Below are 12,302 nucleotides of genomic sequence, written 5' to 3' on the forward strand. Positions count from 1 at the left end.
TTTTTAACTGAGTTGATCGAGGAGGGTGCCTAACTCCGTTTAAAACTGACCGCCAGTGTAGCCGGACTAGGGAGTTACCACCAAAACTTCGCTGTAAACTACATAAATGAGCGCACAGTTCATCAGTAACTATTTCGGGATAGATAGAAATCTCTTAGCTTTCCGCTGCTCAAGTCCAGTCACCTGGAGGAATTTTAGGTGGAGGGAGTGTGTTCTTTCGATCATGAGTCAGGCGGTGAGTGCCAACATCGACCGTTTAATTAGTCAGGTTGAGGAGGGTGGTAAGAGTGTAGTGCTGACACAGGTACAAGGCAACGTTCTCAAATTCTATGTTACGCATTCTCGACAAGGTCTGGTTTTTTGCTAGTTCGTGTCTCCCGCAATCCTCAAAAGGTTTGTGCTAGTGTGCGCTACAGAAATGCGCACACATAATTCACTGCATCAGTAAAGAATACGACACCTAAAATCGCCATGACAAAGAGCGGTAAAGAAAGAGATAAGGGTATTTTATCTCGAAAGAGCCCGAAATCTAATTCTTTATCGATCCATCCAATCTGCTGTTCCCAAAAGAACTTGTAATGCGCGTACCAGTTACTAAAAAGAATCTGATGACTTTCACTTATTTGTATGTACTCTGCCTCAATCCTTTCCAGTTCAACCAAGTCCTCTCTAGAGGGCGTTTCGCTAGCATTTACGTTCCAGTAAAGTCGCTTTAGGGCATTAAAAAGTACAGTAAGATCTTTGCCTTTATTCGCGTATAACTCCTTCTTTGTGTCATGAAATGAAATATAAAGCCCGATGATACCAAGAATAATAAAAGTTGCCGACAACGTTTCGACTTTCAAACTTTGGGTGGTCAATGAATAAATCCCAAAAGCTAAGGACGCAAAGCTAATCAGGCCGGGAGCCTTTAAAATGATGTCGTAAGTTGCAAAATGCTTTTTTGCCCCAAAACCAACATTGTAGGCTGTTTCAGCGATATGCCTGAGCAGGTCATCTTTTTTCATAGTCTTACTACCGAATTGGGACATAGATTCGTGCCTTCGCTACGACTATGTTGTCTTTAATAGCGTAGACCTCAACTAGGTGCTCTCCGGCAAACTTAGTTGTTTCTTTGCGGCGATTTCGACCTTCATCATCGAAAATTTGGCCCCGGACTTCATCTCTTTGTTCTGCCTCCGCACCTCGATTCAACACCTTCCACTTCACGGAATATGGCTGAGGCACATTGCATGATTTAACGGTAAACCAAAGCGTTTTTTGTGGTTGGAGGCGTAGACCACGTTTCAGCATTACCCAAAGATTACTCTCTCGATATCCGTTTTGAGAAACATCACAATCAAGCTCAATATTGTATTGAACATTTACCGGATGAAAGTTTTCAATGAATTGTTCAGAATCTCGCCATGTTTTGACCGCTTTAGACATGCGATCGTCCCGGATTCCCTCGTAAGCAGGGAACCGTCGACCGAACACCTTCCTCCATTTTTCGTTCTCAGATTTCGTTTCGGCCGCCGCTATTGCCGCTATACACAGGTCGTAAGCTTCGCTCGCTTTCTTCTGAAATTTGGTTTTAACCTCTACGTTTTGTCCGCTACCCAACGCCTTATAATGATTTTTGTCCGGCTGGCCAGCGAGAAACTCAAAGAAATCTCGGTTGAGCAAGTGGTAAGACCCATAACTTTGATTGTCGTAGGCTGTATTTTGCTTAAGGAAATTGTGGGCGAGGGTGTCTACAAGAAGACCTCCCATTCCAACTCCATGTTTATCTTTCCAGGCGCGCGTCATCTTGCAAAGACGCCGCAAGTTACGATTCTTTTGTTGGTCAAACTCCTTCATGGCAATCATCTCATGCCTGGGCTTGGTTTCCCTCCATCGCCCATCACCTTTAGTATCAGGAAATAAATAGTAAGGAATGTCATCGTTGTCTTTGCGCTCGAAAACTGGCTGAACCTCAAGAAGAAAATTTGTGTAGCTCACTGTGACGACAAGCCGATCGACCCGGACGTCCGTTTCGGGATACCTAGCTTTAATCGCGTCCTTGGTGTCAGACAATATTCTATATTGGTTATCTTTATAGTCCTCCCACTTTCCTTGAGGCATTACGTAGAGCATATCCAGATCAGAGATATCTTTGATACCTGTATAGCGCCCGTAAGAGCCAACTTGGAGGGAGTTTTGGGTTTCGGACTCCGTGTCTCGAAATTTTTTGTTCAGACTTTTTGTGATCTGGTTGTACTTCAGGCTGATATTTTCCGAATTATCGACCCTTAGATTATCGAGCAAACCAGTAAATAGCTGAGAAATCGACATGAAGGCTTCCGTTCCTTGAAATTGCGTGATGAGCGCAGCGCAGCGCGAGATGCATCGCCACGACCACCAAAACTTAAATCGTTATTTCAGAGTGTTAGTTCAAAAGACACCATGTCTCCGACGGTAGCACTTTCTTTCGAAAGGGCCAACAAAGGAGCCTACCGGGAATACAACACTAGATTCCTTTTTCACGTGTAGGGACTGCGCGACTGGGATTTCACGAAAATTAAATTTTGGCCGCGCCAGATCGTGATCGTCATAAAGGCAATATTTACTGGATACCGGAAAAGCGCTAAAAATCATCGTGATAAGCGAGTGAACGACGGATTTAGTTCTTTCTGTGAAAATTTAGTACTTCCTGTGGCTATCCTTTTAGCACTTTTTGTGGTCGTCCACCTCTTGGCGGTTGCAGCAGGTCTTACTCTTTTCCTGCTGCGCATAATAAACATTATGCGAAAAAGTTAGCGTACTAATATTTCTGGTATATACGACTACCATTGTTCTAGTTAACACGCTCCCTACCCATGGGCAAAGTTCCCCCTGTATATCAAGTTACCTTAGGTAACTGACTCCAGTTAGTCGTGTAGCTAGGCGACAAATGTTCTCTCCGCATCGAATAAGCCGCAGGGCCAGCTTGCCTGGCACTACAAATTTTTGTTCGTGATTTTCGGTTGATCTCGTCCATCACGGACATCAGCCTGGCAGACCGGTCAATTCGGCGAGGCTCGGGGCTGGCAAACAGATCCTCCTGGATGGCTGTCTCATTAACCAGGTCGCTAAGCATCACACCGGCTTTTGCATAGTCGTAACCGGTTCGGTACATCTGTCTAAGCAAACTTAAAACCTGCTGGACGATGACTCTTGAATCCTGTGTTGGTGTAATCAGCTTCACGGACGCACTGTTGGAGTACTGTTGCAGCTCAGTACGAAACGAGTTGGTTCGGACAAATACCATCAGTGCGCCGGCGTATTGCTCCCCTTTCCGAAGTTTTTCTGTCGCTTGCACCGCAAACTGAGCAACGGCTTCTGCAAGATCGAATAAAGCCCTTACAGGAGCCCCGAAAGAGCGGGAGCACATGATCTGCTTTTTCGGCTGTGGAACATCCTCCCACGGCAGGCAGGCAACCCCGTTCAATTCACGAATGGTGCGCTTCAACACCACAGAAAACTGATTGCGCAAAGTCGAAGGGTCAGAGTCAGCAAGTTCGAGTGCGGTTGTAATATCCATAGCTTGCAGCTTGGCTGATAGTTTTCGACCGACGCCCCAAACTTCAGCCACGGCCACCAAAGCCATCAACCGGCGCTGTCGGCCTGTATCTGTCAGGTCAACAACCCCCTTGGTTGCCTGATATTTTTTTGCCGCGTAGTTAGCAAGTTTGGCCAACGTCCGAGTCGGCGCGATACCCACGCAAACTGGCAAGCCAGTATCCTGAACAACGGTGTCTTTCACCTGGTGTCCAAAGCTTTCCAGGGAGACCACTCGCTCTATGCCAGTCAGATCCAAAAAAGCCTCATCGATGGAGTAAACATCCACCCGGGGTGCCAGAGCTTCTAGGGTCACCATTACGCGCCGGCTTAGGTCACCATAAAGGGTGTAGTTGGAGGAAAACAGGTGGATGCCGTATTGACGGATTTCTGTTCTGATGTGATGGACCGGAACGCCCATTTTGATGCCAAGGGCTTTGGCCTCTCGGGAGCGGGCCACCACACAACCGTCATTGTTTGACAACACAATCACAGGGGTATCACGCAGATCCGGTCGAAACAGCTTTTCACAACTGGCGTAGAAGTTGTTGCAATCGACGAGTGCGAATACCGTTTTCATCTAGCTGTCACGGTGGAGGTCATTATGACTTTCCACCCCGCTTGAGCGACCGGACGACATTGGTGACAACACCAAACACTTCTAGCACCATCCCTTCCTCGATGAGAATGGGCTGATAAGCAAGATTTCGTGGAAGCAGGTAAACCGGAGGAGGTATGAGGTGTAACTCCTTCACTGTCATCTCTGACTCCAGACTGGCGATAATGATGTCACCGTGCTGCGCGCGCAGAGACCGGTCGACCACCAATACATCACCGGGGAAGATGCCGGCATCAATCATAGACTCACCTTCCACTCGCACAAAAAAAGTAGCTGCCGGATGCTGGATGCACAGTTCATTCAGATCAAGAGTTTTCTCTATGTAGTCCTCTGCGGGCGAGGGAAAACCAGCGGAAACTCGCTCCAGGAAGAGCGGGATGTTCAGGCGCAGGCATGAATGGGAGTCACCTAGCAAGATGCAGGACATGGCTTACACCGAAAACTGTTTATTTATACAGTATTCTGCCGCTAAACGCTCGAAGGGTCAACCTGATGAAGAGGAAGTAAAGCTGTATCCAGCCGCGAAGCGAGAGCCGGCACTGATGAAAACACACGCCATTCAGCTTTTGGCGTGGCGATTTAAGTTGAGATAGCTACCGCTGCAAAGCTTGCTAAAAATCGTTGCTGGCAAGGCATTTTTCCATGTACCCCAAAGCAAAGGTCATAATGAGGGAGTAGAGTAGTGTTCTGAACATTGTGTATTTCCTCACGATATAGTTTAGGTTGCTATCCAGCTTTAACCAGCGATTCTCGGCCCAGTCAGCAACGTGCTGTAACGCATCAAAGGCGTTTTTTGCTTCCGCAGCAGCTCAGTCGACTAGCGTTCCATCATTTTTCTTATCCAAAGCCTGTTTATCTCCATCGTCACACTGTTAGATCATAGCCCATCAAGCAGAAAGCTTGTTGTAGATACTTAGAGATCGGACGCCACTATGCTCTGAAAAACGAACTCACCATAATGTTTTCACGGATATAATAATGGCGTGAATATTCTAAATTCCAAATATTAATCTAAGTATTTATATAAACATTGGAAAATAATTTCCATAATACTTTTGATTAAGCAAAATATATACTTTTACATTAAGTAAAATAAAAACTAATCAGTTATAAATATTTTTATGTAGCGTTAAACTAAATATAATTAATTTTATTATTAAAACAATAAAAAAGGATCAATGATGTTATTAAGATTAGGTAAGGAAGGCACAGTTGTTCGAGTTTATAAAACTCGCGCAATTTATTTTGACACGATTACCATGTCCAATGGACGCTCCCGTAAATTATTTCAAACTGAAATGAGAAAAGTCGTAGAATTTCCGATATATGAGTCAGCCGATGCTCACATGTCGGATCTGCTAAACGAGGATGACGAGGCCATATTCAGCATACATGGCATCCAGAATGCTGAGAAATGGATTGAACGGCAGATGCAGGCTATTGATGCGGCTTTCCGTAAAAATCAGGCTATGGGGCTCATGGGCGGCACTGCGGTAATCAAGCGAAGCCGAAAGGATGACGAAACATACAGGTCTTATCCGGGCTTTATGCCAGATGCCAAGATTGGAGAATTTATTGGTGCGATCCGAGGATCGCATAAATACGAGCCCAAAATGCGAATAAAGGTAAGGCTTCCGAAAGTCGAGGTGGTTGAGGACAAATCGCTTGCGAAAGCATGGCGTGAGGGTCGACTCGAGGACTTGAACGATGAGGTGGTTGAGTTACTCGTTAGAACAGCAGATGAGCGCGGAAAGCCATTGGACCAAGCGTTTTCCGACGAGGAGGCGAGGGCAGTCTACATCACCGAAAGGAAACTCTTTTATTTGATAACTCAGCAGCTCGGGTATTCGCAATCTTTCCTAGAGCAGCCGATCAAGGATGAACTCAGCAAAATAAAGGAGGAATTGGGGAAATATAAAAAGAAACAACCAAGAAAGCGCAAGGGAAAAGAGTTGTTGCCCTGAACTTCACGAATTGCCAGAACCAAACAAGCTGACCTAACTCCAGAAGCTTTGTTATTCTTGCTCAAAACATTCGGAGACCAACGAGGGTAACAAGCAGAAATACCAAGTAATCAAAAGGCAGGTCAATGACCTATACGACATTCCCGACATAATTCTATCGTCGATGGTTATCCGATGTATTGACGGTGAAGGAAGAATGCCAGACGAGATCCATACCATATACCGCGCAAACGAGTCCCCGAAGAGCTGTTTGACGTCACCGAAATAGCCTACAAAGGCCTTATCAGCGACAAGTGATAACGATACCCATGCGCCACAGAAGATGCCTTCGACCCTAGTCAGCTTAAAATTCGTCGCTCCGATAGGATAGCAGGAACTCCGAGACAACCACCCACCAATCCAGCTCTGTTTCACCAACGCAAGCAATTCGATCGTCGATCAGATAATACTCTGAAGCGTCAGGTTAGTAGCGCTCAGCCATCGCTTGGTACTTTTAGGTTCCCTCTGGATGCAACGAGTCCAGATTGGCAAACAATTTCGGGGCTACCTCTTCGCTGATCAAAATATTTTGAATATCACGAGTGCTCTTGGGACTGGCACTCGTAAAAAGGACCAAGTCCCCATGTTGTTTCAGAAACGCAAGAAATGAAAAAAGCTGGGCCTTGGGATTTGACTGACCGCATTGCTAATGATCGTGCCATCAAAATCGACACAAAACAGGGGCATCATGGCTCACCAATGTTTGATGGAAGGGCATCGCTGGCGCGCTTAAATGTCACCAGAAACTTCCGCGTCATTCACTCTTTGGCAAGTCACAACAATTACGGCGGGTGTTTGGCTACCATTCCGCCTGCTGACTTCTGCTCAATCACCGGCAGCGTTACACCCTCCATCGGCGCTATCGGTATCCACCTAGTTCGCTCGCAACCGTCGGTGAGTTTGTTATGCTCGTCAGAAAAACAGCGAGAGAGCGCGGCAAGCCACTGGACAAGGCGTTCACAGATGAAGAGATAGTTTCGATGTATATTGCCGAGCACTAATCGTTTTAAATGATAACGCGGGGAATAGGGCGGCAACAAAAAACCCTCAACTCTAAACTTCAAGAAGTTGCGCTAAAAGTACAGAGAAATCACGAAACGCCCATGGGCGTAATTCCCGCGAAGCTGCTTTAGTTGGCTTATGGGTATGTATTGACGTCGTTACTTGTCCACTGGTGCGCCATATGGGTCATCACATCAATAGCGAACTGGTAGTCTGAAGAGCGATTCATGGCCATCTGGTCGAAAGGGAAACTCCAACCCATCCGGTCCCGGTTGGTTTGATAGCAAAAATAGTGCTGGATTGCTTTTGCTCGTTCGAAGCCCGCCAGTCCCCTAGTCGCCTTTCGCGCGTTGCGGATATAGCGGTTATAAACAGTTTCGTACGTTTCGGTTTTCATATCGCTTGACCTTTAGGCTCTTGTTTGTGGCTTGATTGCGGGGGCTGTTTATCAAACCCTATGTTTCTATATTAGCGCTTGTGTTCTCTGCTTACAATACATTTTTATATAATAAATTTGTATCGATTTTTTGAAGTTGAAAAAACTGCCCAACGAGGTTGTCAATTTATTAGCCGCAAACTGCGGATCATACTGCGGTATACGGTAGCTTCAGTTTTCCTGGGTGCAAATATGCGTCGAAACGCTTGTTGCCCCTATCGTTGCAGTATATATGGCGGCTGCGGTGCTAGCGAAGGTCCGTGCCTGATTCTAATAGCGTCATGCGTCTTGTTGTTAAAGTCGAAGGGGAGTTGTATCGGTTCGTCATTGCGTTGGCAATCGATATGATCTTCTATTCGCCAAATACATCAACATATAAATACGCACGTGCGCTGACAGTTCTTGCAAAAATCAGAGAAGGGGATTTGCTTCGGTTGGCTTGTGTTGTTCATACCTCGTTGGCGACTTGTTAGCCTTTTGATAGTTCGCTGCGTATTCCAGACCAAGGTTGCCACTGATTCCAGACGAAGCCTGCCACCCATTCCACGCGATAGCTGCCACTGATTCCATGGCAAAGCTGCCACCCCGGCAGGTTGCCTGACTCACCCCATCAAAATCGTCCGGCGCGGGATAACTTAACGGTACTCTGACTCTTTTCATCCGGAGAGGGCCAGATGCCAGCGAAGAGGTTATCCATGCGTAAGATCAAAGAAGTTCTTCGCCTCAAGTGGGAGCGAAAGCTGAGCAATCGCCAGATTGCGGCGGCCTGCGGCGTTAGCCGCCCCACCGTGAGCGAATACCTGCGCCGTACCGTTGAGGCCGGTCTGAGCTGGCCGTTGCCAGCGGATCTGGACGAGGCCCATTTGGAGCAGTTGCTGTTCCCGCCGCCACCGGACCTGCCGGCTCAGATCCGGGGCATACCGGACTGGCAAAAGATCCACGAGGAACTCAGGGGCAAGCACGTCACCCTGTTCCTGCTCTGGCAGGAGTACCGGGAAGCCAACCCGGAGGGGTATCAGTACAGCTGGTACTGTGAACACTACCGGGCCTGGCAGGGCAAGCTGGACATGGTGATGCGCCAGGACCACCGGGCCGGAGAAAAGCTGTTCGTGGACTATGCCGGCCAGACCGTCCCCGTCATTGACCGCACCACCGGAGAGATCCACGAGGCGCAGGTCTTTGTGGCCGTTATGGGTGCTTCCAATTATACCTACGCCGAAGCCACCTGGAGCCAGAAGCTGCCGGACTGGATCGGCTCTCACATCCGAGCCTTTCAGTATCTGAATGGCGTTCCAGGATTAGTAATCCCCGATTATGTGCCCGGGCACATAATCGGGGATTACCATCTCCGGAATGCCACAGAAGAATTCAAAGGTGCGCACGTGACTCAGCAGCCAGTCCTGCAATCCCTGGCTCCAGGTGGCTTCCGCGTAGGTATAATTAGAGACCCCCAGCACGGCGACAAAGACCTGAGCCGTGCGGATTTCGCCGGTTTGCGGGTTGATGATGGGTACGGTGGTGCCGCAATAATCCACGAAGCACTTTTCACCGGCCTTGTGGATCTGGCGCATGGAGCGCTTTTGCTGCTTTTGCCAGTGCCGGAAGCGGTCACAGTATTGAGAGTAGCTGTAACACCGGTTGGGGTAACGAGCGGTGTACTCCTCCCACAGCAACTGCTTGGTGACGTCTTTGCGCTTGAGTTCCTGGTAAACCGTCGTCCAGTCAGGCACCTGATAGCGTGAAGATGAGGTGGGATAGAACATGGCCGCCAGGCGGCCATCGTCCACATCCTCTGGCAATGACCAGGTAATCTCTAAGGCATTGGCCCGAGACAAGAGCTTCTGGATGGCTCCGACACTGGTCTTGGTGCTGGCGCTGATCTGCCGGATCGAGAGCCCGGCTTCCAGCCGCAGACGAAGTACTTCTCTGATTTTACGCATTGGCATTCTCTTAGCTGGCATAGCCCTGATCCCCAAAAAAGGAATCAGAGTAGCAAACGGTTGAATAAACAATGCGTTAAGAAAGATTCTGGTTTAACGTGAACAGTCATTCCGGCATGGTGAACACCGATTCCGGTAAATCACCAAAAGTGTTCATCTTCAGCCGGAATGACTGTTCACGTTGAACCAGAATAGGTGTTCACGTTCGTCCGGAATGGGTGTTCACGATGGGCCGGAATATGCATCAAAGGGCCCACCGCGTTGCGGTAAAGGGTTCCATGATATTCATCCGCAACCCTGCTGATGGTATTAGTTGCCATTGTCTTTTCCATATCGCCTTAGTTAATTGCTCAGGCAGGGGAATGTTATTCATTGGCCATCATCATCTAGCGACGGAAACCGCTCCATAGTCTCTGTCAGCTTGTCCAGCGTTAGCGACATCTCCCTAGCCATGCCTGCAATTTGCTCACGAAGCAACCTCAGCCCTTGCTGCTAAAATCAAGCTGACTTAGCTCACCGTGTCCGAGTCAGCTAGGGCAGGGTCATCCCTGCCGCCCGCTATAAACCAGGCTGACGTTCCTGAGCATCTGCGCCGGGTCGTCGTCGATATCCAGATAATAGATGAATCGATGATATTCTCGGTTTAGTGCGGTACTTAATGCCATTGATTTTCTCATGTTTCGACTCTCATAAATTTATTATATGGGTATATAATAGTCCTGCAAAGAGGGGGTAAATTTAAAGGTTTTTAAAGTCTGTCTCGACTTCTCTGCCGTCCTTGCTGACAAACTTCCCGCCGACATACTGGACAACGTCGTGACTGTCGTTTCTTGCGCTTCCAGCTTCCAGAATTTCAATCCAGTCGCCATCAGCCAGCCCAATGGAGTAGGTGTTTGTTTCGGTCCAGGTCCGCGCGGTGTGCTTTTGTTTGTTGCTAAAATCCGGGGCGATTTGGATTTTATCGATAACTTGGCCGTCGTCATTCTTTTCAAGCCTGGCAAGATGGCAGGCCTCGGTTCCCTTAAAGCTTGAAGCTAACAGCGTAATCTTGAATTGATCCGAGTCAGCACGACTCTCCTCAAGCTCCTCCCACTTGTTAATTCGTTTCATGCGCTCAAGTTCAGCAGCCTGGGCCTTTTTCTTTTGACGCTCTGCTATTTTGGCTCTTTCTGCTTCAAGCTCCAGGCGGAAACGCTCCTCCTCCTGCGCCTTTTCTTTTGCAATTCTTTCCTGCTCATGCAGTCCAGCGGTCAACATCGGAACCTGGAAACCATGAACGCTGATCCTGAGCGGATTGTCTGATTTAGGCTTTGCGCCCCGGATTGTGATTCGCTTTGTTGATTTCACCTCGCCGGCAAAAATGCAGAAATCACGGCGCTGCATCGCCTCATATTCCTCGCGATTTGCAATCAACTCAGCCTCAGCCTTGAATGTCTTACGCGCATGACAAAGGGCAGCGGCTCGATTGTGGAGGCTCTCGAGTTGGTCGTTGCTCAGTCCGTTGATCATGCTGTTGGTTATTTCGTTGCTAATTGTGCTCACCATTTCCTATTATTGGCTGGATTGCCGGGGTTGTTTCTCAAGCCCATACACCACATATTAGCTCAATTAAGTGAAGGCTTCTATAATTAAATGGTAATGTAATGTAAATAAAAGAAGATATGCTTAAGGAGGTGCCCTCCAAGAAGCGAAAGGTCGGTGAGGCAGGGGTTAAAACATTAAAAGCTGTAATGTTCCACCATGTTCATTCGAACTACTTGCTCAAACTCTGCAACGCTATCCTCGCTCACGCACCCGCTTTCTGTGATGCTATTGAGGATTTGATTACAAACACAAGGCTGCGACATCATCGCAATAATGCAGTCGCCGATCCGTTCGTGCAGCTTTGTCCACTTGTTGTTGTCTTGATGGGGTTTGAGATCAATTATTTTTGCTATCAATTTACACCAGCATACAGCCAGCCCAGTAAATCGACTGTGCTTTGCAGGTACAAATGTTGAAGTGAAAAAGCACACTGGTGGGGGTGTTTGGTTGTAATCAAAAAACAATCAGAGACACCTGGGGGGTGTCTCACGTGCTTTATGATTTGAGCGGTTTTGTGCTCCAGCCCTCTAATTGAGAACTTGCTCTTACCCGAGTATGGGCGCGTTTTTGATATGCTCTATAAACCAGTAGCCGTTGCGGTGACCTCGAAGAGCATGTCTAACTACTTGCCAGGGGTAGTGTGCGGGGGATCTTTAATCTGCATCCAAAGACCCTCCCAGTAGTTCTCAGGGAAGATGTGGAGCAGGTGCTGGCGCGAAAGCCTTCTTGTTCTTGTCTGGGTGAAGCGGAACCGCGTCATTAGCTGTTTAAAAAATCATTTCTTAACATGTCATTAATGGCACACAAGCTAGCCATGTCATGCATTAGCCAAACCGCAAATTGTTTGTCATTCATCCCGTTAGAAAAGCGGTTCGCCGCGTTCTGCTCAAACGTGTATCTGGCATGCGGGTGTTCTGTGAATTGTTCAAAATAGTGATAAATTGCTTTTGCTCGCTCGTAGCCGGTCTCGCCATGAGCTGCCTTCCTTGCGTTGCGGATATAGCGGTTGTGCATGGTTTCAACTGATTCGGTTTTCATTGTGTTGGCCCTTTCTTATTTTTATGGTTTGGCTTGATTGCCTTGGTGCTGTTTCTCAACTCTATGTCTTAATATTACGCTCTGGGTATATCATTGTAAATAAATTTTCATTTAATATATTA

General features: G+C 47.6%; 12 protein-coding genes and 2 pseudogenes. 3 read left to right on the forward strand and 11 right to left on the reverse strand.

What is annotated here, in order from left to right:
- Nucleotides 1–410: 410 nt before the first annotated feature.
- The 4 genes from CPH80_RS04570 to umuD all read right to left on the reverse strand — a co-directional run bounded on the left by CPH80_RS04570 (nt 411) and on the right by umuD (nt 4,604).
- The gene (locus CPH80_RS04570; RefSeq protein ID WP_096281401.1) at nt 411–1,007 is read right to left on the reverse strand and encodes an SLATT domain-containing protein; all 597 of its coding nucleotides are present in this window, start codon (nt 1,005–1,007) and stop codon (nt 411–413) included.
- Between the two features lie 7 nt (nt 1,008–1,014).
- Nucleotides 1,015–2,313: a nucleotide-binding domain-containing protein gene (locus CPH80_RS04575; RefSeq protein ID WP_096275819.1), complete on the reverse strand. Its 1,299-nt coding sequence runs from the start codon at nt 2,311–2,313 to the stop codon at nt 1,015–1,017.
- Between the two features lie 547 nt (nt 2,314–2,860).
- Nucleotides 2,861–4,138: a translesion error-prone DNA polymerase V subunit UmuC gene (gene umuC / locus CPH80_RS04580; RefSeq protein WP_096275820.1), complete on the reverse strand. Its 1,278-nt coding sequence runs from the start codon at nt 4,136–4,138 to the stop codon at nt 2,861–2,863.
- A 22-nt stretch (nt 4,139–4,160) separates the two neighbouring features.
- Nucleotides 4,161–4,604 carry a translesion error-prone DNA polymerase V autoproteolytic subunit gene (gene umuD, locus CPH80_RS04585; protein ID WP_096275821.1) on the reverse strand — a complete coding sequence of 148 codons (444 nt, stop codon included), beginning with the start codon at nt 4,602–4,604 and terminating at the stop codon, nt 4,161–4,163.
- Nucleotides 4,605–5,523: 919 nt separating this feature from the next.
- Here umuD and CPH80_RS04590 point away from each other — a divergent pair.
- On the forward strand, nt 5,524–6,141 hold the full coding sequence (locus CPH80_RS04590; protein ID WP_134035138.1) for a hypothetical protein: 618 nt from the start codon (nt 5,524–5,526) through the stop codon (nt 6,139–6,141).
- Between the two features lie 645 nt (nt 6,142–6,786).
- Nucleotides 6,787–7,155, forward strand: coding sequence for a hypothetical protein (locus CPH80_RS21520; protein WP_134035135.1), 369 nt, complete (start codon nt 6,787–6,789; stop codon nt 7,153–7,155).
- Nucleotides 7,156–7,318: 163 nt separating this feature from the next.
- Here the strand turns inward: CPH80_RS21520 and CPH80_RS04595 are convergent, their stop codons facing one another.
- Nucleotides 7,319–7,579 carry a hypothetical protein gene (locus CPH80_RS04595; RefSeq protein ID WP_096275823.1) on the reverse strand — a complete coding sequence of 87 codons (261 nt, stop codon included), beginning with the start codon at nt 7,577–7,579 and terminating at the stop codon, nt 7,319–7,321.
- A gap of 450 nt (nt 7,580–8,029) precedes the next feature.
- Complete coding sequence (locus tag CPH80_RS21825) at nt 8,030–8,278, reverse strand: hypothetical protein (protein WP_172898583.1); 249 nt, start codon at nt 8,276–8,278, stop codon at nt 8,030–8,032.
- Between the two features lie 14 nt (nt 8,279–8,292).
- On the opposite strand from CPH80_RS21825, the pseudogene istA reads away from it, so the two are divergent.
- Nucleotides 8,293–8,931 (forward strand): annotated as a pseudogene (istA, locus tag CPH80_RS04605) (IS21 family transposase); the annotation flags it as partial.
- Nucleotides 8,932–8,949: 18 nt separating this feature from the next.
- Here the strand turns inward: istA and CPH80_RS04610 are convergent.
- The 5 genes and pseudogenes from CPH80_RS04610 to CPH80_RS04625 form a co-directional block, all read right to left on the reverse strand.
- Nucleotides 8,950–9,579 (reverse strand): annotated as a pseudogene (locus CPH80_RS04610) (IS21 family transposase); the annotation flags it as partial.
- Nucleotides 9,580–9,734: 155 nt separating this feature from the next.
- On the reverse strand, nt 9,735–9,878 hold the full coding sequence (locus tag CPH80_RS21525; RefSeq protein WP_157746850.1) for a hypothetical protein: 144 nt from the start codon (nt 9,876–9,878) through the stop codon (nt 9,735–9,737).
- A 222-nt stretch (nt 9,879–10,100) separates the two neighbouring features.
- Nucleotides 10,101–10,223: a hypothetical protein gene (locus CPH80_RS22895; RefSeq protein WP_264754817.1), complete on the reverse strand. Its 123-nt coding sequence runs from the start codon at nt 10,221–10,223 to the stop codon at nt 10,101–10,103.
- 73 nt (nt 10,224–10,296) lie between these two features.
- Nucleotides 10,297–11,067, reverse strand: coding sequence for a hypothetical protein (locus tag CPH80_RS04615; protein ID WP_134035132.1), 771 nt, complete (start codon nt 11,065–11,067; stop codon nt 10,297–10,299).
- Nucleotides 11,068–11,901: 834 nt separating this feature from the next.
- Complete coding sequence (locus CPH80_RS04625) at nt 11,902–12,180, reverse strand: hypothetical protein (protein WP_096275826.1); 279 nt, start codon at nt 12,178–12,180, stop codon at nt 11,902–11,904.
- Nucleotides 12,181–12,302: the final 122 nt, after the last annotated feature.

It is taken from the genome of Marinobacter sp. LV10R510-11A, assembly GCF_900215155.1.
Classification (GTDB): domain Bacteria; phylum Pseudomonadota; class Gammaproteobacteria; order Pseudomonadales; family Oleiphilaceae; genus Marinobacter.